This is a genomic window from Desulfosporosinus sp. SYSU MS00001, assembly GCF_049943955.1.
In the GTDB taxonomy this organism is placed as follows: domain Bacteria; phylum Bacillota; class Desulfitobacteriia; order Desulfitobacteriales; family Desulfitobacteriaceae; genus Desulfosporosinus.
In genome coordinates, this window is sequence record NZ_JBNFTW010000003.1 from 377,683 (window position 1) to 401,119 (window position 23,437).

At 40.9% G+C, this 23,437-nt stretch carries 22 protein-coding genes and 2 CRISPR repeat arrays (1 of these 24 cut by a window edge); of the genes, 15 read left to right on the forward strand and 7 right to left on the reverse strand.

All coding sequences use genetic code 11. The annotated features are described in order from the left end of the window. The first annotated feature begins 47 nt into the window (after positions 1–47). From ACPUYX_RS08385 to ACPUYX_RS08420, 8 genes are all read left to right on the forward strand, one after another. Positions 48–1,019, forward strand: coding sequence for a tyrosine-type recombinase/integrase (locus ACPUYX_RS08385; protein WP_426379236.1), 972 nt, complete (start codon positions 48–50; stop codon positions 1,017–1,019). Further along, complete coding sequence (locus ACPUYX_RS08390) at positions 1,019–1,222, forward strand: hypothetical protein (RefSeq protein ID WP_426379237.1); 204 nt, start codon at positions 1,019–1,021, stop codon at positions 1,220–1,222. Before ACPUYX_RS08385 ends, ACPUYX_RS08390 begins: the two co-directional genes overlap by 1 nt. Next, complete coding sequence (locus ACPUYX_RS08395; protein ID WP_426379238.1) at positions 1,215–1,787, forward strand: recombinase family protein; 573 nt, start codon at positions 1,215–1,217, stop codon at positions 1,785–1,787. Before ACPUYX_RS08390 ends, ACPUYX_RS08395 begins: the two co-directional genes overlap by 8 nt. A 141-nt stretch (positions 1,788–1,928) precedes the next feature. Further along, the gene (locus tag ACPUYX_RS08400) at positions 1,929–2,552 is read left to right on the forward strand and encodes a hypothetical protein (RefSeq protein WP_426379239.1); all 624 of its coding nucleotides are present in this window, start codon (positions 1,929–1,931) and stop codon (positions 2,550–2,552) included. A gap of 115 nt (positions 2,553–2,667) precedes the next feature. After that, positions 2,668–4,074: a DUF3883 domain-containing protein gene (locus tag ACPUYX_RS08405; RefSeq protein ID WP_426379240.1), complete on the forward strand. Its 1,407-nt coding sequence runs from the start codon at positions 2,668–2,670 to the stop codon at positions 4,072–4,074. A 24-nt stretch (positions 4,075–4,098) separates the two neighbouring features. Continuing rightward, complete coding sequence (locus ACPUYX_RS08410) at positions 4,099–4,719, forward strand: hypothetical protein (protein WP_426379241.1); 621 nt, start codon at positions 4,099–4,101, stop codon at positions 4,717–4,719. Positions 4,720–5,382: 663 nt separating this feature from the next. Then, entirely contained in the window at positions 5,383–5,526 is a 144-nt protein-coding gene (locus ACPUYX_RS08415) for a hypothetical protein (protein ID WP_426379242.1), read from the forward strand. A gap of 338 nt (positions 5,527–5,864) precedes the next feature. Further along, entirely contained in the window at positions 5,865–6,305 is a 441-nt protein-coding gene (locus ACPUYX_RS08420) for an RNA polymerase sigma factor region1.1 domain-containing protein (protein WP_426379243.1), read from the forward strand. Positions 6,306–6,371: 66 nt separating this feature from the next. Here the strand turns inward: ACPUYX_RS08420 and ACPUYX_RS08425 are convergent, their stop codons facing one another. From ACPUYX_RS08425 to ACPUYX_RS08455, 7 genes are all read right to left on the reverse strand, one after another. Next, a complete protein-coding gene (locus ACPUYX_RS08425; protein ID WP_426379244.1) occupies positions 6,372–7,265 on the reverse strand; it encodes a hypothetical protein in 894 nt (297 codons plus the stop codon). Positions 7,266–7,751: 486 nt separating this feature from the next. Then, positions 7,752–8,180, reverse strand: a complete 429-nt coding sequence (locus ACPUYX_RS08430; RefSeq protein WP_426379245.1) for a hypothetical protein — start codon at positions 8,178–8,180, stop codon at positions 7,752–7,754. Positions 8,181–8,226: 46 nt separating this feature from the next. Further along, positions 8,227–9,339, reverse strand: a complete 1,113-nt coding sequence (locus ACPUYX_RS08435; protein ID WP_426379246.1) for a glycosyltransferase family 4 protein — start codon at positions 9,337–9,339, stop codon at positions 8,227–8,229. 119 nt (positions 9,340–9,458) lie between these two features. Further along, positions 9,459–9,917, reverse strand: a complete 459-nt coding sequence (locus ACPUYX_RS08440; protein WP_426379247.1) for a hypothetical protein — start codon at positions 9,915–9,917, stop codon at positions 9,459–9,461. Between the two features lie 67 nt (positions 9,918–9,984). After that, entirely contained in the window at positions 9,985–10,683 is a 699-nt protein-coding gene (locus ACPUYX_RS08445) for a glycosyltransferase family 2 protein (RefSeq protein WP_426379248.1), read from the reverse strand. 40 nt (positions 10,684–10,723) lie between these two features. Further along, positions 10,724–11,824 (reverse strand): glycosyltransferase family 4 protein, encoded by a 1,101-nt coding sequence (locus ACPUYX_RS08450; protein ID WP_426379249.1) that lies wholly within the window; start codon positions 11,822–11,824, stop codon positions 10,724–10,726. Positions 11,825–12,491: 667 nt separating this feature from the next. Continuing rightward, the gene (locus ACPUYX_RS08455; RefSeq protein WP_426379250.1) at positions 12,492–13,076 is read right to left on the reverse strand and encodes a Uma2 family endonuclease; all 585 of its coding nucleotides are present in this window, start codon (positions 13,074–13,076) and stop codon (positions 12,492–12,494) included. A 539-nt stretch (positions 13,077–13,615) separates the two neighbouring features. Next, a CRISPR array of direct repeats spans positions 13,616–14,576; the repeat unit is 32 nt; unit sequence GTCGCTCCCAGCGTGGGAGCGTGGATTGAAAT. Positions 14,577–14,796: 220 nt separating this feature from the next. Between ACPUYX_RS08455 and cas3 the strand changes: the two genes are divergently transcribed. The 7 genes from cas3 to cas2 all read left to right on the forward strand — a co-directional run bounded on the left by cas3 (position 14,797) and on the right by cas2 (position 22,376). Then, positions 14,797–16,965 carry a CRISPR-associated helicase Cas3' gene (cas3, locus tag ACPUYX_RS08460; RefSeq protein ID WP_426379251.1) on the forward strand — a complete coding sequence of 723 codons (2,169 nt, stop codon included), beginning with the start codon at positions 14,797–14,799 and terminating at the stop codon, positions 16,963–16,965. An 83-nt stretch (positions 16,966–17,048) separates the two neighbouring features. After that, entirely contained in the window at positions 17,049–17,705 is a 657-nt protein-coding gene (gene cas5c, locus ACPUYX_RS08465; protein ID WP_426379252.1) for a type I-C CRISPR-associated protein Cas5c, read from the forward strand. Beyond that, positions 17,702–19,492 carry a type I-C CRISPR-associated protein Cas8c/Csd1 gene (cas8c, locus tag ACPUYX_RS08470; protein WP_426379253.1) on the forward strand — a complete coding sequence of 597 codons (1,791 nt, stop codon included), beginning with the start codon at positions 17,702–17,704 and terminating at the stop codon, positions 19,490–19,492. Before cas5c ends, cas8c begins: the two co-directional genes overlap by 4 nt. Next, positions 19,492–20,373, forward strand: a complete 882-nt coding sequence (cas7c, locus tag ACPUYX_RS08475) for a type I-C CRISPR-associated protein Cas7/Csd2 (protein ID WP_426379254.1) — start codon at positions 19,492–19,494, stop codon at positions 20,371–20,373. The genes cas8c and cas7c overlap by 1 nt, the downstream gene beginning before the upstream one ends. After that, the gene (cas4, locus tag ACPUYX_RS08480) at positions 20,370–21,047 is read left to right on the forward strand and encodes a CRISPR-associated protein Cas4 (protein WP_426379291.1); all 678 of its coding nucleotides are present in this window, start codon (positions 20,370–20,372) and stop codon (positions 21,045–21,047) included. Before cas7c ends, cas4 begins: the two co-directional genes overlap by 4 nt. Continuing rightward, positions 21,044–22,075 carry a type I-C CRISPR-associated endonuclease Cas1c gene (gene cas1c / locus ACPUYX_RS08485; RefSeq protein WP_426379255.1) on the forward strand — a complete coding sequence of 344 codons (1,032 nt, stop codon included), beginning with the start codon at positions 21,044–21,046 and terminating at the stop codon, positions 22,073–22,075. The genes cas4 and cas1c overlap by 4 nt, the downstream gene beginning before the upstream one ends. Before the next feature lie 10 nt (positions 22,076–22,085). Further along, complete coding sequence (gene cas2 / locus ACPUYX_RS08490; RefSeq protein WP_426379292.1) at positions 22,086–22,376, forward strand: CRISPR-associated endonuclease Cas2; 291 nt, start codon at positions 22,086–22,088, stop codon at positions 22,374–22,376. Positions 22,377–22,544: 168 nt separating this feature from the next. Beyond that, positions 22,545–23,437: direct repeats of the CRISPR family, unit length 32 nt; unit sequence GTCGCTCCCTGTACGGGAGCGTGGATTGAAAT (it continues 1,198 nt past the right edge of the window).

Sequence of the window (23,437 nt, forward strand, 5' to 3'; positions counted from 1 at the left end):
CAGGTAATTACTTGCTCAATATTTTTTATTATCTGGAGGTTTTTACAGTGGCAAAATCTAAAAAAATCAGTTTGAAGGCTACAGCGACACATGAATTAGAGTCATCTTTCGAGGAGTTTATCCGGTTTAGCAAAGCAAAAAATCTATCATCAAGTACAATCAGGAATTATCAGAGGGAATTTAAGCACTTTCATCAATGGTATGACGGTGACTTACAGGATATCTCTGGTAATACTGTTTTGGCTTATACTGAACATCTACAGGACAAGGTAACTCCGTCAGGACAGGATATCTCCACAGCTTCAGTTAATACTGCTCTGAGAGTTTTGAGAGTGGTATTGAATTACTGGAATGAACAGGGTTATATAAAGCCAATTAAAGTCAAGTTGCAAAGAGCCAATGAAACAATTAAGGACACTTATACTGACGCAGAAATATCTAAACTACTGAAAAAACCAGATATCAAGAAAGTCAGCTTTCCAGTGTACAGAACTTGGGTTATAGTGAATTTTCTTATAGGTACTGGATGTCGGTTAGGGACACTTGTAGCGGTTAGAATTGGTGATATTGACTTTGAAAATGAACTTATAAGATATGCACATACGAAGAATAAAAAGGGGCAGTTTGTTCCGCTTTCAAGGCAATTAGGACAGGTACTACAGGAATATCTCAGGCATAGAGGTGGGGAGTCCGATGACTTACTATTTCCTTCAGAGACCAACACTAAACTACTGACAACTTCCATTGCTCACGACATTGCAAAGTACAATAGAGAGCGAGGGGTATTAAAGACTTCCTGCCACTTATTCCGGCATACATTCGTTAAAAACTGGATACTACAGGGTGGAGACCCTCTCCGGTTACAGAAGGTACTCGGACATTCGACATTGGCGATGACTCAGCATTACTCAAACCTCTATGGTACTGACTTAAAGCATAACTTTGAGGACTTCAATCTGTTATCACGGCTCAAGGCAGATAAGATTAAGTTTGGCAAGGTGTCAGGAGGTGCTAAGTAATGACTGAATGGGTAACGGATATAACGAAAAAAGAGTTGATTAACGGTAAGTGGGTTACTGTTCATTTTAAGGCTAACAGACCATCCCCAGAAGCCATTAAAAGGTGTGCTGAGACAATGGTAAGAATAGTACGGCAGTGTGGAGAGCGTAAGAACAAAGAGCAGGACAATAACCAAGGGGTAGGTGCTGACAGAAATGATTAGAGGTTATTGCAGAGTTAGTACCGTAGACCAGAATTTAGACAGGCAAATACAAGCAGTTCAAGAAGCTGGCTGTGAAGTCATTTATGCAGAAAAAATCTCCGGTACTAAGAAGGACAGACCGGAGTTGAGCAAACTGCTCTCAGAGTTACAAGCTGGGGATATTGTGATAGTCAAAGAACTGACGAGGGTTTCCAGAAGCACACAAGATATGTTACAGCTAGTGGCTGAGATTACCTCCAAAGGCTGTCATATTAAGTCCCTTAATGAGAGTTGGCTGGACACTTCTTCCCCTGCTGGTGAGTTAATGCTGACCATATTTGCTGGATTGGCACAGTTTGAGCGGAAACTATTGCTACAACGCTGTAACGAAGGTCGAGCAGTGGCTATCACAAATGGTGTCCAATTTGGTCGTCCTCGTAAGGGTGGGAAACCTTTAGAACACGCTATTCAACTATATAAAGGTAGGACAATGAGTCTGAAGGACATTTGTGATGTCACAGGGGTCTCGCGTGCAACGCTGTGTAGACGGTTGAAGGAACTGGGTTTAACTTCACAATCAGCATGAAGCACAAAAAAGGCACTTCCTAGGTGGAGGTGCTTTTTCTTTTGAAAGAAATGTTTGACAATTCATCAATGTAAATAGTAAGCTGTGAAAAAAGTACAGGATACATTTGGAAAGATTTTATTAAGAGGAGAGATGAGTAAAATGATAAAAGATAATGACTTTTCAAAGATTGATATTTCAAAATTCATTAAGGACACTGAAGTTTCATGGACTAATTATCCTAAACTTATGCAAAATATTGATTTTGAAAAAACAATGGCTCCAGTTTACCAAGCAAATAGAGAAAAAGTTGAACGCGAAAAAGCTATGGTTTCAACATTGGAAAAACTAGTAAGTTTAATGGAGGATAAGCCTGAAGTCATAAATCAAATTAATACATTAATTCAAAATAGTAATATCCAGAATATGCAGAATAATTATGGACATTCTGTTGGCTACCAAAATATAACAAGCAATACCGGGCTTAGCCCTGGAGAATATTCCCAATTAATTGCGGATATGAAGGAATTGTTTGAGATTTTAACTGAAGAGAGGTCAAGCGAATCAAAAGAAATACTAGAACAACTGGATTCTGAATTAAACCGTCCAGAACCAAGAAAAGGTATTATTAAAGCTTCTCTTACCTTTCTCCAAAGTATGGTAAAAGAGGTTCTAACCGACCCCGCCAAGACTGTAGCAAAAGAACAATTTATCGAGTTTGCCAAGGCTAAAGTACCGGTAATACAAGAAGGAATTAATCATATTTTTACTTTTTTCTCAAGTTAACAGTGGTTTTGAGTTGGAGGTAATATTTTACGATTTTGGTTTCTTATATGGGATTTTAGGCAGGGAACCCCGTAGTCTTTGAAGAATCTAATTCAAAGGGGGGGGGATAATCACAATGGCAAGACAGAAGCTTGATACTAAAGAAATGTTGAGCGTATTAACGGAGCAAACACAGAAAGTAGTAAGTAATTTCTTACAATACTACAAACCGATATCTCATGCTCAATACATAAGTGCCATTTCGAACTTGTTCTATGTTTTGGGAAAAGACGATGTTGCTTTACTTGATATAAATGATTTAAGAGAAATTCAAGAGTTCCTTAAGATTAGAGAGAACAAAGGTTCTAATGATAAATATTCCGAATCATTTTTCAAGTATATCTATGCTTTTAACATTATTAAAAATCCCGCTGGATTCGAGAAAATATGGATTAAAGAAAAGTTAATCAGTCATTTTAATGGGCTTTCAAAGAAAACTAATGAAGTCGAAAAAGAGTATTCTCCCGCTTTAACCCTTGAAGAAATAACAAATATTCAACAGTTGATGGATTTAGATTATCAAGACAATATGAAAATGCTTAAAATATCCTTTTGCTGGTATTTGATATTTCAAACAGACTGTACAGTCAATGAAATAATAAAGATGGTAGCTGGTGACTATGATTATAATAGCCATACCATAAAATCACATATTGGAAAGGAGTATTATGTACCAGATAAGTATATAGTCTTGTTTGATTACTTGAAGGACAGAACCTTCTCAGGGTTTAACACTGTTAATGAATATATAACTGAACTAAGTACCATCATGGGTATGAAGAAGATAACTCCCCAGATGATTAAAATTGCACGAAAGGAAAACATGATTAGGTGCAGTCTATGCGGAATTAACTACACTAACATAAAAGAAAATTGGGTTTCTATAAATAATAGAATAGTCTGCGTTAACTGCGGTGAAAACTTAAAAAAAAACACTAATATTACAATAGAGACTTTTGAGAATCAAAATATCAGTGATGAGCAAATTACTGAAAACCTAGAAATTGCACCAATCATATATACCTTTGATGAACTCAAAAAGAAGCTAAACAAAAAGGTAGACTATTTGAATCTACATAAGTTCTTAATGGAGATTGGAAACTTAGGTGAAGCATTTGTATATGACCTTGAAAAAAGAAAGCTTGCCGGAACAAAATATGAAGAATATGTCTCGAATTTACCTGCTAGAGACCATACAAATGGTTATGACATATTTTCTTATGATTTAGATGGAACCGAACTTTATATTGAGGTCAAAACGGAAACAAAAGAAGATAGTGCTTTTTATCTGTCTGATAATGAATTGAAAACGGCTCAAAGACTAAAAAGTGAGCGTAAAAAGTATCTGATATATAGAGTACATAATATTTTAGCGGAGAATAAAAGCGACATTACATATGAGATTATCCAAGATATTACAAACAATAATGACTATAAATTTGATGTTTGTACTTGGAAAGTATCAAGAAATAGTAAACTGTAAAGGATTACCTGGGGGGAAATTCAGTTGATTGATAGAAGATTATTTAAAATTATACTTACAATAGGAGTCGTTCTAATGGTGTTAACCCCAATATCAGTAAATTTGTTGATGTTGGTAAGCACGCCACTCACAGTAGGAGATAAAATTGTTTGGATAGGATTTTTTGGCAGTTTTCTAGGAGCAATATTCGGTGGATTGTTTACATTAGCTGGTATATGGTTTACCATACAAATTCAAGAAAACCAGAAATTTATAGATACATATGTCTCAAAAATGTTAGCCATTGATAGCGTTCTGGATGAAATTTCACGAGTGATTGGAATACTTACAGAAGATGAGAATCAAATAGAGGCGGGACGATTGAAGAGGATTATTAAGAGCCTATATACCAAACACTATAATGAAATCATTTACAATGTAATAGGTGGTAGAACGGCAATAGAAATCTTTAGATTTTTAAAAGCGTTGAATAAGAAGTATCAGGATGAAATAGAGAATATGGAGTTAGATGAGAATACCGAGTTTGACGAAAAAATAATAATTGACGAAAAACCATATCTATTAGCTTATGAGAATCTAAAACAGTTGATTTTAAAATATAAGTTGTCCATGGAAAGAAAGTATAACGGTCTTGTTAGAGAATGAGTGAACGACTATAATTTTAAAACGGTTTTTTGGGAACGACGAAAAAATTTTCTAGGCAAACTTTGGCTTACAAAGAAGGGTACTTCCTTGGGTGGGGGTATCCTCTTTTCTATGTCTTTTTACGAACTGATTTTTGAGACAAGGACTATACTGTTTATACTGACTTTAGAATCACTGTGTATATTCTCAGGTGGCTCGATGCTGGAAGAACTGGCTATGCTTACCTGTTGCCACAGTGATTTCCTGCGATTTCCAGTTGCTTCAGCATTAACAGATATTTACAGGCAAATATTACAATGAAACAAACAGGAAATAACTGGTTGCTCACAGAGTCTGCCACAGGACAGGAACTTACTGCCAATACTTGCCAACACTATTCAGAATCAGTCACAAACTGCAATACACTTTTGACACAGATTATTGAGACAGTCACAGACCGCTATTCATCACAGCAAGATTGCAGTCTCAGAACTTTTAATTATTGAGACGATGACTACGGCATGGTACTGGGGATTACTGGCAAGTATGACTGCTATAACTGTAATTAACTGGTTAGGAGGTATCCTTAACAATCCTCGTAGTCCTTTCGCTCCGCTCAAGTCCTACCCAACACTGAAATACTAGCAAGAGTTTATTCCATTATATTACAGCAGAATTGGACAAGTGGGAGGTACGACAGTACCGGACACTTGGACACTGCCGAAGGCAGATAAGCAGTCATTAACGGTTAATGGAAATTATTACAGCACCGCTACCCTAAATACTGTTACTCAACTGCCAATTCCTGTTATGCCAAGAACTCTCTAATATAATAGCAAATGTTTTCAAAAAACACCATCGAACCCGCATGGCCCTAAGGATGAGTGGCATTTTCAGATAGTGCCAAAATCGACACATTCAAGCCAAAGATAATGCCAAAATCGACACACTCATTTTTGTCACTGACTGCCTTAACCTTTCATCATCTGCTCACCAGTTGTTTCACAGAATATCAATGTCAAGGACTCCCAGAAAAGCTAGTACCAAAGCTTTATTGCATTAAAGTATGGAGATGTTCTTTAGATGTAAATTTTGAATGAGGCATACAGAGTGCAGGTTTTTTGATTTCTTAGTAGAATTCTTTAATTATAAAGAGTATAGCTGTTATGCGTATCCTGAAAATTGTATTTTCTTTATTTAAAGGAGTAACTATGAAGAGTAATGCTGAGAAGAAAATTGATTATATGATTAGGAATAAGAACGAAATCGTAGCGTATGAGGTGAGTGATAAAGAGATTACACTTATCTTTTATGATGGCGATGAATTAGGGAAACTTATTTTTTCAGTTGGTAGAAATGGTAATATTCATACTGATTTAGTTACCGATAGTATTCAATACTCCAAAGACGAAATATTGAAGATAGTAGAAGAATCGATGGATTACGAGATACTTTCAGTAGATGAATTAATTGAGAAAGGACTTAAACAGGGGAGCTTGAAGTACCATGATGTAGCGAATACTGTTGAGTCGAATAACTTTACTCTTGATGAGACCGACGAACTATATCAACGAATTTCTGAAATGGGAATCGATGTATTGCCTTAAAATTACTTCCTTATAAAAAACTTACTAAGCCAGTAGGAACAGTTAATCCCACTGGCTTTTTCTCATTTAGGCAACTTTTTTCCGGTATATCTTGAACATAGCTTCTAAGCTGTCATAATTGCTTAAATCAGCCTTAACCGCTCTACGGACAATAACTGGATTCATCAAATAAGCATAGACCCTACTACCACCAGCAGAGAACTTGCCAAACACTGGCACTTTGTACCGTCCATCCTTGAACTCATACTCAAAAGTCATATTAAGGTAGTTGGACAGGTTTCTTCTGGTGATTCCGATATATTCGCAAAGGCTGGAAATATCATGCGGATTATCGAGTTCCTCGCCAGTACCCCTGTCTTTAACCAGTACACATCTGTCATAAGCCAATAGCGGAAGCACAGCGTAGATAAAGCCTATTTCAGAGAGGGACAGTCCAGATTCCTGCAATGCTTTCACACCGTTAACATAGGTTCTAGCTGACTTACTAGCCTGTGGATTAGTACCGACAAAGTGGTAATCAGTGTTTAGCTTGTAAACAGGCTTTTTAGCAGTGCCTTCAATTATGATAATTCCGCAAGCCTTCAATTCGTCCATTGCTCTAACGAAGGTTCTTTTTGGTACTCCAGTTTTTTCGACCAGTTGCGCTGTTGTGTAAGGGTTCTTTTTCTGGTTACAGAGGATATCTGAGCCATTTTGCAAGTGACAACCTAACAGCAAGAGCAGACCAAGAGTGGAGGTCGACAGCTTCCTTTCTGCAATAAGATTGCTGATATTGTCTAAATTGCTCCAATAGAACTTCTCTGTGGCTCGCTGCGACCTATTTTGACATTTCCTATAAGCCTTGTCCTGACTCTTCGAGCGAATGTAGTAATTATGGGGGTTATCGATGTAACCTGTGGGTAATTGAATAACTTCGCCTGTTTCCAAAACCACTACTTTTTCATAGTTCCTGTTAGACATTTAAATTACCTCCTACATTATCGTTTAGAAACAAAAAGAAAGAGCCGAAGCAAACCTCTTCCATACGAAATGTAGGAATAGAATCGATTTTGTGACAGACCAATAGTTGGTAAATATATTTTCTGGTTTCATTTAGTTGCCATTATTAACATTTGAATACCTTTGCAAACCGCAGGAATACTACTCTTATCGATTTACAGCAAATGCAACATGCATACTTAATGATTTTCTGTGTTGAACTTGTAATTACTGACTCAGACTGATAAAATTAAATAGTAAGTAATAAATAGTAAGTAATTAGTTGCTCAGCTACAGAAAAAATCAGTTGCTATTCAGTAATGACACTGCTTTGACAGCTAAAATAACAGGAAACGACTCGTAATGAGCAGGTCGTCGGTTCGATTCCGACCATCGGCTCCATTGGAAAGTAAGACCCCGCAAGTGATTGCGGGGTTTTTGCATTGGGTGATGATTTCTGGCGGGCCCTTATAGGTCATTAGCAGTTGGAATTAGCGTAAGTTCCGAAGGTAAAACACGATGCGCGGCGACTAAATTTCCTGCCAAGTCTATACCCCAAACAGTAATTTCAACAGCTTGAGAACTAGATTTAAACTGAAACTTGAAAGCATTAAATTGAGCATAATAGCTGCGTGTTGCCACTTCACCGGGGTTCATTATAAATAACTCCAAAACGTACGCGACCTTCGTACTATCGCTCAAATAGTATCCTGTAATTTGGACAGTCACCTCAGTAATATCTTCGTTGTCTATTAGTATCGCTACGCTGGCAGTTGGCCTAACGCCATTAACCGGTGTATTCTCAAATAAACCAGTTGTAAGGTCAATGCCCGTTTTTTTCGATCTAATGAGAAATAAATTATTTCTGTTGGCCACACTTGGAGACGAGAAAGACATAGTAAAAACCTTCTTTATGGATATTATCTCCTATTTTTCTCTCATTTCACCTGAACACTTCTGTGATAACGTTTGCCCATCTTTCGTCCCATCTCTTTTTATTGAAGCTTGCGGCGATCTCCCTACCTCTTTCGCCCATGCGTCTTCTCTTATTTGGATCCTTCACGAGCTCTTCGATACTCGATACCAGGTTTTGGACGGAGGGTTTTATGAGGTAACCGTTGTATCCATCAATAACAATATCAGACAAACCACCAGCCATTCCGGCGATTACAGGCTTGCCGCAGGCCATGGATTCCAAGGCGGCGAGACTTGTTCCTTCAGTGGAACGGGAGGGAATAAGGACGATATCTGCCATCTGATAAATTTTAGGCATCATCTCAAAAGGCTTCCAGTAATAATAACAGCGTTCCTGTTTTTCCGCCCATTGGGACATCAGCATTTCTAGTGTGTCATCATGACCTCTGCCACAAAAATGAAATTCAATTGATGGGTATTTCTTCGTTAATATCTCTGCCGCCCGCATTGTTTCATTGATTCCACGCACTGGAACCATCCGGCGGGGAAACAGAATACGAATTTTATCGTTCGTCAAATCTTCTTCAAGAGGACAGAAGAGATCAATATCCACATAATTGGGGATATACTCCCACTTATTACAAAAGCTCGGTAAAGTAGCATTAAAATAATTGATGGTGTTGGTATCCACAGACACAAGTTTTTGCGGGCCAGCCAGTGAAATTTCCATACGCCTTAACCATTCTTGCTTGCTTTCCTGTTTTCCGGTGGTTGTGTCAAATCCAGGCCAATCCCAATATACACCATGACTTAGCCCGATACTTTTTTCACGAACTAAAGGATAAGCTAAGGATAGAATAAAATATAACGTGTAATCAAAAGACATGGCGTTTTCATAAAAAGCCATATTCAGTTCAGGAAAAGTATGATATTCAGTCTTATTAGCAGAAAGTCCGTGTATTTTTATACCGTCAAATTCTTTTGTCCAGTTGTCTCCCATTTGCCATACTTCCACATTAAAGCCCATTTCCCGTAGTAGACGACAAAAGTCCACCTGGTAGCGTTCGGCTCCTCCCATAATGATTCGCTCACCTTTGGGGTGAAAAAAATTTGTTGTTAGCAGAGCTGCTTTTTTCGTCATTTACTTGAATGCACCTCTAATACATTTTATTTGGAATTTCTGGGTGTTAAACCAGCTGAGTTAGCTGCTTTAACACCTAAATAATCTATCTTACCCCCAAACTGAATTTTACAGAAATATTAACTTATAGGGGAAGCTTGGGAAACAAATACCAGGTCTACGTTAAGGTCTAGATTCTGTACAATATTGCCGGTGGCAGACGGCAAACTGACAACAAAAGTTAAGTCCTCGTTCGTAGTAGCATCTAATAACCGGCCGCCTGACGGCTGTTCGATCAGCCCGGAAATAGCACCGTTATAAATCGGTGTGGTACCCTGCGCAATGTTAATGTTTAAGCGGTCAGCCAAAATTTGGGCACTAGGAGAAGTGGTTGTTCCAGCCCCGCTCCAATCGGCATAAATAAAATAGTAAGCATCAGCAGTACCAGAGTTGGCAACATTAAGCTGTGGCGAGCCCAGGGATTCTCCGGGAACAAGAGCAGTCGGGGAAAACAAAGCCGCATTAGGGCTCAGAGTCAAGGATACATCGGCTGTTCCGGCAGTGCTGCCGCTTAGGGAACTACTTATTGTAAAGGGCATGTTCAAAACTCCTTTTCTTTTAAATTGAATTCCTCTATAACTGTATATGAATTTAAGTGGACAACTGCTACAGCCATTTTTCAGTTATTATTTTTTCTGGTGACCAAAGTATGCTTTCGTAGTGTTCACGCTTCATATAGTTGTTATCAGGGTCCTGACGGACAGCACGTTCGTATTTAGCTTTTATATCCAATGGATTAGCCCAACCTAAGTGTTTGATTCTAATCGCACTTTCATAATGAACCAATCGCCGATAAGCCAGGGGGAGACGTCCACAATGGAATTTTAAAGCTGGCCAGTCAGAAGCCAATTGAGGCTGACACTTAATTAAATAGATGGAAAAACCGCGCAGCCATGGATTCCATAGACCGTCGATCCGGTAATGATCCTCATCCCCCCAACAATCAAAAAGACGAAAACCTATTGCTCTAAATTTGTTTTGATTTAATAAATAAGGAACTTCCTTCAAGAAACTCTCTTCCAAAAACTCGTCGGCATCGATTGCTAAAATCCATTCAGCTTTATTTTCCATCGTATAATGCCATAATTTCCGGCGCATTTCTGCCTCATCTGTTAAAAACATGGAGTGTGGTTGACGATAAAGCTTAACACAAGGATAACTGAGACAAATCTCGGGAGTATCATCGTCTGAGGCGTCGTCTAAAATGACAATATCATCTACGAAAGTATGCAAAGATTCCAAACAGCGCCTTAAATAGCGGTCTGCTTCGTTGCGAACAATCATCATCGCTGTAAGTTTAGGCATACATCGTTCACCTGCTCTTTATCCAGAATAGTTCGATTACTTAAGACAGAGGATAAATCTTTTGCATGCATTGACGCCAGCGGTCTTCCCATGCTTGGCGGGTAAAGGCTTGGGAAGTGGTATAGGCGTACTCTCCCAAACGAGTGCGGACTGCCGGATTCCCTATCAGAAACAGAATAGCCTGATACAGACTTTCTTTTGCCGGATGTATAAGGAGGCCATTATAACCGTTGATAATGAGATTGGTGAGACCGCCAACATTGGTGGCAATAACCGCCTTGCCCATGGCCATCGCTTCCAGACAGGAAAAGCTTGTTCCTTCGGAATAAATACTGGGAATAACGACGATATCTGCTCTAGCATATACGTCCGGCATGGACTGATAATCGGGATGGCAATAGAGAATACGTTCCTTGCCCGTCACGGTTTCTCTCCATTTATAAAAAAGATCGACATATTCCGGCTTATTGGTATCAATGGCAAACTCAAATTCCACTTGAGGGAGATCGGCTAATAACGATGGGATAACTTCTTTTAAAATCCCGAAGCCCCTTTCAGGTGACAACCTCCGAGGATAAAGAATGCGGACATAGTCGGTATTCTTTGGTTTTCGCGGATGGTAATGCCTGGGATCTGCGAAGTTGGGAATCACCCTGACTTTTTGATCGGCCAAATGGGGATAAATAGCTCGAGTCACATTAAGAAAATTATAATCACAGGAGACGATTAAACTAGCTTGTTCCAATGCGCTGGATACATGGCTGTCATAGTATTTTTTCGCTTGCAAGGGGGAGGAACCGGGCACTTCCCACCAAACGCCATGGGAAATACAAATAGACTGGGGCCTATAAAAGGTTTGCTGAACAATGGAAGAATATAAGACTCTTCCATTGACTTCTTTTTCCATTCGTTCTAATGTTTTATGAAAATCCAGGGAGCCTGTTTGGTAACCGTAAACCGGCCAATCTAAACTGTAATTACAGAAATCATAATGAGCAAATTGATGAAAGGAAAGGTCATAACCCATTTCTGTCATAGTTTCTGCCAAGGCAATCATGTATCTTTCTAAACCGCCGATGATTTGTTTGTCTCCGTACCAGTTAATAAGGTTGGGAATAAAAATCGCTAATTTGTTATCCATAGGGATTAGTCACACACGCTTTCGCTAGAAATATGAGTTATATATAATATATACTTTGAGACAAGAACCGTTCCGGTCTCTATACTATTCTGAATATTATTTGTCCCAAAACTCGCCCCTTTTAGAACATGCCTCTTTCCAAAACGTTTGTGTCCAAACGCCAGTACAAAAAACAACAAACTTAAGAGGGAATACTGCTCAGAGCAAACTGGTCCATACGGGTTGAAGGAGTCTTTGTGACCCTCAAAAAAGCGCCTAAGAGCACACAGACGATCTTCGATCTTCTCGGCAAATAGCATGATAAAAGCGTCGGTGTTGGCCGACGCTAGAAGAAAGAAAGCCTACTTTCTTGATTGGAGATGATTCCTCATCCTTGGTTATGGAGTGCTTTTTGCTTGTCATAATAAAGACGTATCAGTAACATACATGAATTCTATGGACATGGTGCTTGGGTAGTGGTAATCTTTTTACAATCCTTATCTTGCACTGCGAGTTAAATCTCTCTTCTGCTCCTATTCTTCGCGATGGGAGTTTCTTTTTTGCCCTCAGCTATTGAATGTTCAAAGTATGATGAGGGTAGACGCTCGGTAACGTGGCGCTATGGTTCCTGAAGCATTTGCGAGCTGAAAATCCCCTAGAGAAAAGAAATTTCTTTAGGGGATTTTTGTCAATACTCTTGGAATATCTCAGATAAATCTAGACGTATTGACTTAAATATCTCTGTTTGTATTACATCAGTCTCACAATAGATGTCAGGGCGACCGAATTTACCCTTTTGGTCTAGCCCAAAAACTACGACAGTTTTCTGTTCGGGATAGATGATCCAATATTGATTTACCCCTGCCTTTTCATATAGATAAAACTTATCCTTAATGTCTTTACGCAGAGTTGATGGGGATGTTACTTCAATAACGAGATCAGGTCCGCCAACACATCCTCTGCTGTCCAGCTTATTTCGATCGCAGATAATAGTCAGATCAGGTTGTACAACCGTGAAGATATCGTCACTATTGTTCTCTGGTTCGGTTAGCCTTACATCAAAAGGGGCACTAAAAACTTGGCAGGGACTGTCTTTAAGGGCGTAGTAAAATTGAGCGATGAGCGTTGCAACAATTTTCTGGTGTTGTGTCGATGGAGCGGGAGTCATATTATAAGGAATACCGTTAATGAGCTCCCACTGTTCTTCTTCTGACCAAGTTAGATAGTCGTTATAAGTAAATTTACGACCAAAATTCTGTTCAGGTTGGCTCATCAGGAAGGCAATTAGAAGGTTGAAAAGTCAAGCCATCAAAGGACAGTTTGACCTTGTGTTTGATATTGGATTAATTTCTCGATCTTGGGAGGAAATTAAGGAATAATGTGGAAAGCATTAAGGAAAGACTTCCATGATCATATGTAACGCTTGTTGTATGGAAGGAAAAATTAGAACAAGAGTAGGTAATTTATATCGTCACCTGATTAAATGAAGGGGGCAAAAGTGAAGCTATGTAGCCTATACAATACCACTCTTATTGTACCAACTATGGAGGACCTTTGCGAAGATTAAAGAGGGAAGTAATTATAAGGATAAGGATGAACATATAGGAGCCTTCTTGTGATGTTGAGGGACCTTGATAATTTAGTGCGAATGTGAAGCAAACATAAAATTCCTAGAGGATTCGCACCGCGAGATGTGAGGATATTTATCGAAATTTGCAAGATCCCCAGGATGATAACGGAGTATTTTGTGGAAAATGGAAGAATATGAATGAAATCTATCTATATAAAAGATTGTTTTTATTATTTTTTGCTGTCGCTCCCAGCGTGGGAGCGTGGATTGAAATGTTTTCAGCTGAATCAACAATCTGACCGGTTAATAGTCGCTCCCAGCGTGGGAGCGTGGATTGAAATGCGGAAATACAACCTATGTGATGGTTAATGTAACTTAGTCGCTCCCAGCGTGGGAGCGTGGATTGAAATACCTCCAACATTTTAACAACTAAGGTGCTGCTAGGTCGCTCCCAGCGTGGGAGCGTGGATTGAAATTTACTCCTAGTAATCTTTATTTGCCTGTTTCAATGTCGCTCCCAGCGTGGGAGCGTGGATTGAAATCTTTAAGTTCGTAAAATCCCAGAAACACCAAGGGAGGTCGCTCCCAGCGTGGGAGCGTGGATTGAAATTCTCCTGTCGCTAAGTTTTGTTTGTCTGGGTACCGTCGCTCCCAGCGTGGGAGCGTGGATTGAAATTCTAACGGATTAGCAGGAGCAAAGTTTGTTGCAAGTCGCTCCCAGCGTGGGAGCGTGGATTGAAATAGGTCCCTTATATAAACGATGCTATGATTGAGTCGTCGCTCCCAGCGTGGGAGCGTGGATTGAAATCATCCACTAGGACCATTGTTATAGACTACTGTATTGTCGCTCCCAGCGTGGGAGCGTGGATTGAAATAATCTTTTACGTCTGTGTTCATTCTATTTACATTGTCGCTCCCAGCGTGGGAGCGTGGATTGAAATGCGTCATAGACTTACGATCTTCGAGTATTGCCTTGTCGCTCCCAGCGTGGGAGCGTGGATTGAAATGCCGATATTAGCCAGGATGCCTCCGGCTCTATGGTCGCTCCCAGCGTGGGAGCGTGGATTGAAATATGACTTAAAAGTTTCTTTAATTCACGACTCTGGTCGCTCCCAGCGTGGGAGCGTGGATTGAAATCAACCATTCGGGATATTTTCTAAGAACTCCTTCGGTCGCTCCCAGCGTGGGAGCGTGGATTGAAATAGGTGATATTTGATCTTTTGATGCGTCAAAATCGTCGTCGCTCCCAGCGTGGGAGCGAAATTATCTTTTTTATAAAGGAAATATCAGGCAAATTTTTGAGAAATCCCTTTGAATTAAAATGATAACTTATGCTATGGGATCAGTGGGTTGCTTGGAAAGATGGAGTATTTCATGAAATGTGGACCCAAAGTGTCCCTAGCGAAAAAGGAGAAAAGCTATCATGCATATTGCTCATCGAAAAGAAGATGATTCGGGATTCCAAAGATTGATAACTCATTTAGAAAATACCGCCAATCAGGCCAAGAAGTTTGCCAACTGCTTTCATAATGGCGATTATGCCTACGCATGTGGAATGATGCATGATATAGGAAAGTATGCGATGGAATTTCAAGATAAAGTTATCAATAACTCGAACGCCCGAGTAGACCATTCGACTGCGGGTGCAATTGAAATTAACAAAGCCTTTGTTTCACTGGGGAAGTTGCTGGCCTATTGTATTGCCGGTCATCATGGCGGCCTTCCGGACGGTGGGAGTAAAAGCGACACCGCAATTGAAACAACATTAAACGGACGGTTAAAAAGAGCAATGCAGCTTCATGATTATTCGTATTTTAAAAACGAGATTAATATTAGTGAATGTTTACCGGGAAGAATTCCTAATATAAAACCCCTAAATAAGGGTGGCTTTTCACTGTCTTTTTTCGCAAGAATGATTTATTCGTGCCTGGTGGATGCTGATTTCCTCGATACGGAAAGATTCATGAGCATGGGCAAAGTGGTTCGAAGCGCGAATTACGATTATCCGTTTTTCAATGAGAAACTAAACACCTATATAAATGAGTTCAAAGATATGGAACGTGAAATCAATCAAAAAAGGGCTGAAATATTAAATTGTTGCCGTGAAAAAGCGCAGAGCGAAAGAGGTTTGTACACCCTTACTGTCCCAACTGGTGGGGGGAAAACCATTTCCTCTCTGGCATTTGCCATGAAGCATGTACTGAATCATGATATGGAGCGAATTATTTATGTGATTCCGTACACAAGTATCATCGAACAAACCGGAAAAGTCTTTAAAGAAATATTGGGGCAGGGGAATGTTCTGGAGCATCATTCGAACTTTGATTTTAAGGATGATGAAGACTCGATATTGCACAAACTGAAGCTGGCTTCGGAGAACTGGGATATTCCGGTTGTTGTAACGACGAACGTACAGTTTTTCGAATCCTTGTTTGCCCATAAGCCTTCACGGTGCAGAAAAATCCATAACATTGCTAACAGTGTCATCATTTTTGATGAAGCCCAAATGTTGCCTACACCGTTTCTTATACCTTGTCTGATGGCAATTTCCGAATTGGTCAGGAATTATCGCTCAACCTGTGTATTATGCAGTGCTACCCAACCTTCTTTAAAGGACAGGTTCCCGAAAGAAATAGCTATAAGTGAAATATGTGAAAACACGGACGCCTTATATGAGTTCTTCAGACGCACCCAAGTTATCTATATAGGACAAATGGAAACAACGCAAATTGCAGCAGAACTGAACAGCTGCGATCAGGCGTTGTGCATCGTCAACAACAAAAAACATGCTGGAGAAATATACTCGGCGCTTCGGGGAGAGGGGATTTTTCACTTATCAACTAGAATGTGCCCCAAACATCGGAGCGACGTATTAGAGGAAATAAAACAAAGGCTGAAAGACGGGCAGCCTTGTAAAGTGGTTTCCACTCAGTTAATTGAGGCTGGTGTCGATGTGGATTTCCCTGTGGTCTACCGCGCAATGGCTGGAATTGATTCCATTGTGCAAGCTGCAGGGCGGTGTAACAGGGAGAATAAGCTTGAAGTCGGCATCGTCAATGTTTTCGAACCGGAAAGCAGATATGCCCAAAATATGCCAAGTTCAATAAAGCGGCCCATTGAGGTAGCGAAAAGCATTATGACAAGATATGAGGACATTCTTTCTCCACAAGCCATAAAGTCCTACTTTGAAGAATTATATGACTTTGAAGGCGAGGCAGGACTGGATATACATAATATTTTTAAAATGATGGAAAGCGGAGCGGAGGGCTGCAACTTTAATTTCAATTTCAAGCAAGTAGCCGGTCAGTTTAAATTGATTGATGAAAACACGGTGCCGCTTATTATTGGATTGGACGAGAAGGCTGAAGAGCTAATTTATAAGTTGCGTTATGTCAGCGAGTTTAGGGGCATCTTGAGGGCGATACAGCCGTATAGCGTCAATATTTTTGAAAATGAGTTTAATGCGATGAACGGAGCAGGCTTGATAGAAATTGTTAATGACGGCATTTATATTCTGCGGGATATCAAAAAGTACAATAAAAAAACAGGCCTTGAGTTCACTACGGAATCCGGTGTGGCGATCTTCGCCTAAAACGCCGGGCAGCCAATGATATGGATTAAATTAGCAATACATACTTATTAAAAACTATAATAAAAAAATAAAGGAGTGGCGAAATGGGGTATGGAATTTGCTTGGAGACGTGGGGCGATTATGCGCTCTTCTCGAGACCCGAGATGAAAGTGGAGCGAGTAAGTTATGATGTCATCACACCGTCGGCAGCCCGTGGCATCATTGATGCCATATACTGGAAGCCAGCAATTATCTGGCGTATAGACAAGATACATGTTTGCAATCCGATCGAATTTACCAATATCAGAAGAAATGAAGTCAGCTCTAAGATATCGGCAAGATCCGTTGATTCAGTAATGAACGGCGCTGCCAAGCCCCTCCACATCAACACGAATGAGGACAGACAACAAAGAGCCTCAGTGATTCTCAAGAATGTCCATTATATTATTGAAGCGCACTTTGAATTAACGGACAAGGCCGGAGAAACGGATACCATCGAAAAACATTATAATATTGCACTTCGGAGGATGAGAAAAGGCCAGTGTTATCATCAGCCTTGCTTTGGTTGCAGAGAATTTCCGGCAAGGTTCCGACTTCTTGAGAGCAAGTTGCCTGAGTTCGGACTGACCGGAGAAACTGACTTTGGCTATATGCTTTATGATATGGACTTTACAGACCCGGAAAATATCAAGCCTATGTTTTTCAGAGCTGTAATGCGTAACGGTATTATTGATTTGTCAGCTTGCGAGGTGGTTAGATGATTTTACAATCACTCGTCAAGTATTATGAAATCCTAGCTAATGATGAGGACAGCGGTATTCCCAGATTGGGGTATGGCAAAGCGAATGTATCTTATGCAGTTAATCTCTCCTTAAAAGGAGAACTGTTAAACATTATTCCTCTTAAAATTAGTGCCCAGCGCGGCAAAAAAATGGTGGAAATTCCGCAAAGCATGGAAGTGCCGGAGCAGGAAAAGAAAGCTGGAATTGGAGCAAAATCCAATTTTCTTTGTGAAAACGCAAGCTATGTATTCGGCGTAGACAATAAAGGAAAACCCGAAAGAGCCAAAGCATGTTTTGAGGCTTTTAAACAATTGCACTTGCAAATACTGAAGGATATTAACAATGCAACGGCACAGGCGGTCGTCAATTACGTTAGCTGTTGGGATGTTGATCACGCACTGGAACATTCTGCACTTGCCGAATATCTGGATGAAATTTTATCAGGTGCCAACTTTGTATTCAAGATTAATGGTGGAGAATTTGTTCATCAAAACCCGGAGATCAGACAAGCTTGGGAAACCTATAAAAGCAATTCAGACAACAAAAATACTATGCGATGCCTAGTAACCGGCCAAGATAGTCCGATTGCCAGATTGCACCCCAGTATCAAGGGGGTCCGGGGTGCCCAATCAGTAGGGGGATCTCTCGTTTCGTTCAATGAACGGGCTTATGAGTCTTATGGACGCGAAAAAGAACAGGGCTTGAATGCTCCGGTGAGTGAATACGCAACCTTTGCCTACACCACCGTGTTAAATTTCCTCTTGGCGGACAATGCCCATAAACTGAATTTAGGTGATTCAACGATTGTATTTTGGGCGGAAAGCCCCAAGAGAATTTATCAGGATTTTATGGCTCTCTATCTGAACGGCGGAACAGTGAATAACGGAGAGGATCTTGCGCAGGATGAAGCAGCGGTAATAGAAATAAAATCTGCCTTTGAAAAAATAGCGCAGGGAAAACCCATTGGAGATTTATCGGATGTCTTTGATCAAGAAACAAACTTTTATATCCTGGCAATATCTCCAAACGCGGCGAGGTTAGCGGTCAGGTTTTTCTTTTCTAATTCTTTTGGGGAATTTGTGAAAAAAGTCGGAAAACATTACCAAGATTTAAGGATAGAAAAACAATATCCTACCGATCCGGATGTCTTTTCTCTGTGGAGATTGTTAAACGAAACAGTATCCCCCATGTCCAAGGATAAGGCAGCTTCACCATTACTTGCCGGTGATGTGCTGAAGGCGATTATTACAGGTACCCAATATCCTGTAAGTCTGTATAATTCCATATTGCTGAGGATTAAAGCAGAAAAAGAGATCAGTTATTATAAAGCGTCAATAATCAAAGCGTATTTATCCAGAAAAACAGAAGAATTCAAGGAGGTATTAACAATGGCCCTAAATGAGCAAAGTGAAAACAGCGCTTATGTCTTGGGAAGATTATTCGCGGTGCTGGAAAAGGCACAGCAGGATGCCAATCCGGGGATAAGTGCAACCATTAAAGATCGGTATTTTACGTCGGCTTGTGCTACGCCGGCCTCAGTTTTTCCTGTTCTGCTGCGATTGACGCAGCACCATATTTCAAAATCGGACTATGGATATACCAGTGATAGAAGAATCGGCGATATTTTAGAAAAAATGGATATAGCCAATAACCCGTTCCCGACAAATTTGTCGTTAGAGCAGCAAGGCGTGTTTGTTTTAGGTTACTACCACCAAAGAAATGCATTCTATCAAAAAAATAATAAAAAAAGTGAGGCGAATGAATAATGAATGAGGCAATTAATAACAGGTATGAATTTGTCATTTTATTCGAAGTCGAAAACGGCAATCCAAACGGAGATCCTGATGCCGGTAATATGCCTAGAATTGATGCTGAAACGGGTTACGGAATTGTTACTGATGTCTGCCTTAAAAGAAAAATCAGAAATTATGTTGAGACTGTAAAAGGAGACAGTAAAGGTTACAAAATATACATCAAAGACGGTGTCCCCTTGAACACCAGTGATAAGTCGGCTTATGAATATTTGGGCATCAAGGAGGAAGAAGCACAAAAAAGCAAGGGTGAAAAAGACAACCAGATTCGGGATTTCATGTGTGAGAACTTTTTTGATATCAGGACTTTTGGCGCTGTTATGACAACTTTCGTCAAGGCCAAACTAAACTGCGGGCAAGTCAGGGGCCCTGTGCAGATCGGATTTGCCAGAAGCATAGACCCCATCGTTCAACAAGAAGTTACGATAACCAGGGTCGCGATCACGACAGAAGAAGATTTTAAGAAGAAAGAAACGGAAATGGGCAGAAAGTACATTGTACCTTATGCTCTTTATCGGGCAGAAGGTTATATATCTGCCAACCTAGCGAAAAATGTAACTAGATTTTCTGAAGACGATTTACAGCTTCTGTGGGAAGCCATCATTAATATGTTTGAGCATGATCACTCTGCTGCAAGAGGGAAAATGAATGTCAGAGAGTTAATCGTTTTTAAACATGAAAGCGAATTTGGCAATACTCAAGCCTATAAGCTGTTTGATACGATAACGGTTGAACGCAAAGATAAAACAATGCCAGCCAGAACATATGCCGATTATGACGTAAGAGTTGACGTCGAAAAAGTTCCTGGTGAAGTACAGTGTTTGCGCATGATATGAGTAAAGAATATAGAGAAGACGACTTCCTGCTCTTATCCGGGATACAGCACTTTGTCTTTTGCAAGCGCCAGTGGGCTTTGATCCACATTGAACAGCAGTGGCAGGAGAATTTGCGCACTGTTGAGGGTGGAATTATGCATGAGAAAACCCATGACAGTTCCATCAAGGAAAAGCGGGGAGATTTGATCATATCCAGGAGCATGGGAATCTTTTCCCGTAACTTAGGTATTACCGGGGCTTGTGATGTGGTGGAATTCCACAAGTCCCGGGACGGAGTCACCCTCTATGGTCGGGAGGGAACCTACATACCTGTTCCCGTGGAGTATAAACGGGGCAAGCCTAAGCAGGACAATGCGGATGTCTTGCAATTATGCGCTCAGGCTTTGTGTTTGGAAGAAATGCTCTTGTGTACGATTCCCGAAGGATTTTTGTTTTATGGGGAACCGAAACGTAGGCTTAAAGTGGTGCTTGATGAGGAGATCCGGGGACAGGTTAAGGCTATTTGTAGAGAGATGCATGAGCTGTACGACCGAAGGTATACACCCAAAGTAAAGCCGACCAAAGGCTGCAAAGCCTGTTCCCTCAGTGAGCTTTGCCTGCCTAAGCTGTGTAAAAATCCTTCGGCTCTAGCCTATATGAAAAAGACGATTGCGGAAATTGAGGTTGATGAATGAGAAAATTATTGAATACTCTCTATGTGACATCGCCCGATACTTATTTATCCCTGGATGGCGAAAACATAGTGGTTTTAAGGGATGAGGCAGAATTACTGAGAGTTCCCTTGCATAATCTGGAGGGTATTATTGCTTTTGGTTATACCGGCGCCAGTCCGGCTCTTATGGGCGCTTGCGCAAAGCGCAATATTGCCTTAAGTTTTATGAAGCCCAGCGGAAAATTCCTGGGCAGGGTGGTCGGCGAAGTTAGGGGCAATGTTACCTTGCGCAAGGCTCAGTACAAGTTATCCGAGGATGCGGCGGCGAGCCATAAAATTGCTCAATCCTTTATCTTAGGGAAAATATATAACGCCCGCTGGGTGGTGGAGCGGGCAACCAGGGATCATGGGGCCAGGTTGGATGTAGATAAATTGAAAGGGGTCTGCCAAACCCTAGCCAACGCTTTGAAGTTGGTTGAAAAAAGCCTTGATTTAGAGCAACTGCGGGGTTTTGAAGGGGAAGCGGCGGTTCAATATTTTCGCGTATTGGACGATTTGATTCTGCAGCAAAAGGATGACTTTTATTTTAAGACTCGGAATAAACGACCTCCCCTGGATAATGTCAATGCCATGCTATCTTTTGTCTATACCCTTTTGGCCCATGATGCAGCGGCGGCCTTGGAAACAGTGGGACTGGACCCCTATGTGGGATTTCTGCACCGGGATAGACCGGGAAGAATTTCTTTGGCTCTGGATCTGATGGAAGAGTTGCGGGCCGTGTATGCAGATCGTTTTGTTATTTCTTTAATTAACAAAAGGGAGGTTAATGGCAGCGGCTTTACCCGGATGGAAAATGGAGCGGTCATTATGGATGATGATACGAGAAAAGCTCTTCTTAAGGCCTGGCAAAGCAGGAAGCAGGAGGAGATCCGGCATCCCTTTCTGCAGGAAAAAATGGAATGGGGATTGGTACCTTATGCCCAGGCCATGCTGTTGGCCAGGTTTATCCGGGGGGACTTGGACGGGTACCCGGCTTTTATGTGGAAGTAGGTGAAAGGTTATTTTAGTACTCATCACGTATGACGTTAATACGCAAACACCGGCAGGGAGAAAGCGGCTGCGTCAAGTGGCCAAGCAATGTGCGAATTATGGGCAGCGTGTTCAGAATTCAGTTTTTGAATGCGTGCTGGATGCGGCTAAGTTCCGCGAGGTTCAGCATAAGTTGGAGAAGATTATTGATATAGAGAAAGATAGTTTGAGGTTTTATTTCTTGGGGAATAATTACAAGAACAAGGTTGAGCATATAGGTGCAAAGGCTTCTTTTGATGTTGAGGATACTTTGATTATTTAGTGCGAATGTGAAGCGAACATAAAATCCCTGGGGGATTCGCACCGCGAAATGTAAGGGAATATGAATAAATATGCGAGAATGTTGCAGTAAGTATGTTGCTTTGTATATTAAATGGAAGTAAATAGGGTTAATTATTCCGTATAAGATTAGTTATTGTTAATTTTTGCTGTCGCTCCCTGTACGGGAGCGTGGATTGAAATGACATATTTGGTAATCCCTGGTAATTCTCTGGTCGGGTCGCTCCCTGTACGGGAGCGTGGATTGAAATGCAAATTTATGGCTAAACAATTAGAATTCTTATCTTGTCGCTCCCTGTACGGGAGCGTGGATTGAAATAAGCTTTTTAGGGGCAACAGTTGCAACGGGATGACGTCGCTCCCTGTACGGGAGCGTGGATTGAAATATACAAACAATCACTAATCGCATCCATAAAGAGGTCGCTCCCTGTACGGGAGCGTGGATTGAAATGCGCCTTAAATGCGGTTATGGTTTTGGCCGGAAAGTCGCTCCCTGTACGGGAGCGTGGATTGAAATGCTCAATTTTACGAAGGTTCCCTTTATGTTCGGTCGCTCCCTGTACGGGAGCGTGGATTGAAATAATATCGTAGTAAACATAAAACGGGATTATTTTTGTCGCTCCCTGTACGGGAGCGTGGATTGAAATTTTTTTGTATGCGGAAAAAGCGCCCCTTTCGGAACGTCGCTCCCTGTACGGGAGCGTGGATTGAAATCCCCTCGCTAACTCAACCCCTGCGTAATCCATCATGTCGCTCCCTGTACGGGAGCGTGGATTGAAATTTCTTTAGGTTTTTGGCTCAAGCTCCTAATATCGAGTCGCTCCCTGTACGGGAGCGTGGATTGAAATAAGTAACCGATTCTTTAACGACCATGGAATCCGTCGTCGCTCCCTGTACGGGAGCGTGGATTGAAATAGGCTAAAGATCACGTTGACCAAGTCGATTGGACGTCGCTCCCTGTACGGGAGCGTGGATTGAAATTTCTATTGCGATCATATGTCTCCCTCCCGTAACCGTCGCTCCCTGTACGGGAGCGTGGATTGA

Bases quoted from the DNA above. Each gene is read 5' to 3' on its own strand.
- ACPUYX_RS08390 (WP_426379237.1), top strand. From the start codon at position 1,019: ATGACTGAATGGGTAACGGATATAACGAAAAAAGAGTTGATTAACGGT.
- ACPUYX_RS08395 (WP_426379238.1), top strand. From the start codon at position 1,215: ATGATTAGAGGTTATTGCAGAGTTAGTACCGTAGACCAGAATTTAGAC.
- ACPUYX_RS08400 (WP_426379239.1), top strand. From the start codon at position 1,929: ATGATAAAAGATAATGACTTTTCAAAGATTGATATTTCAAAATTCATT.
- ACPUYX_RS08405 (WP_426379240.1), top strand. From the start codon at position 2,668: ATGGCAAGACAGAAGCTTGATACTAAAGAAATGTTGAGCGTATTAACG.
- ACPUYX_RS08420 (WP_426379243.1), top strand. From the start codon at position 5,865: ATGCGTATCCTGAAAATTGTATTTTCTTTATTTAAAGGAGTAACTATG.
- ACPUYX_RS08425 (WP_426379244.1), bottom strand. From the start codon at position 7,265: ATGTCTAACAGGAACTATGAAAAAGTAGTGGTTTTGGAAACAGGCGAA.
- ACPUYX_RS08430 (WP_426379245.1), bottom strand. From the start codon at position 8,180: ATGTCTTTCTCGTCTCCAAGTGTGGCCAACAGAAATAATTTATTTCTC.
- ACPUYX_RS08435 (WP_426379246.1), bottom strand. From the start codon at position 9,339: ATGACGAAAAAAGCAGCTCTGCTAACAACAAATTTTTTTCACCCCAAA.
- ACPUYX_RS08440 (WP_426379247.1), bottom strand. From the start codon at position 9,917: ATGCCCTTTACAATAAGTAGTTCCCTAAGCGGCAGCACTGCCGGAACA.
- ACPUYX_RS08445 (WP_426379248.1), bottom strand. From the start codon at position 10,683: ATGCCTAAACTTACAGCGATGATGATTGTTCGCAACGAAGCAGACCGC.
- ACPUYX_RS08450 (WP_426379249.1), bottom strand. From the start codon at position 11,824: ATGGATAACAAATTAGCGATTTTTATTCCCAACCTTATTAACTGGTAC.
- ACPUYX_RS08455 (WP_426379250.1), bottom strand. From the start codon at position 13,076: ATGAGCCAACCTGAACAGAATTTTGGTCGTAAATTTACTTATAACGAC.
- cas3 (WP_426379251.1), top strand. From the start codon at position 14,797: ATGCATATTGCTCATCGAAAAGAAGATGATTCGGGATTCCAAAGATTG.
- cas5c (WP_426379252.1), top strand. From the start codon at position 17,049: ATGGGGTATGGAATTTGCTTGGAGACGTGGGGCGATTATGCGCTCTTC.
- cas8c (WP_426379253.1), top strand. From the start codon at position 17,702: ATGATTTTACAATCACTCGTCAAGTATTATGAAATCCTAGCTAATGAT.
- cas7c (WP_426379254.1), top strand. From the start codon at position 19,492: ATGAATGAGGCAATTAATAACAGGTATGAATTTGTCATTTTATTCGAA.
- cas4 (WP_426379291.1), top strand. From the start codon at position 20,370: ATGAGTAAAGAATATAGAGAAGACGACTTCCTGCTCTTATCCGGGATA.
- cas1c (WP_426379255.1), top strand. From the start codon at position 21,044: ATGAGAAAATTATTGAATACTCTCTATGTGACATCGCCCGATACTTAT.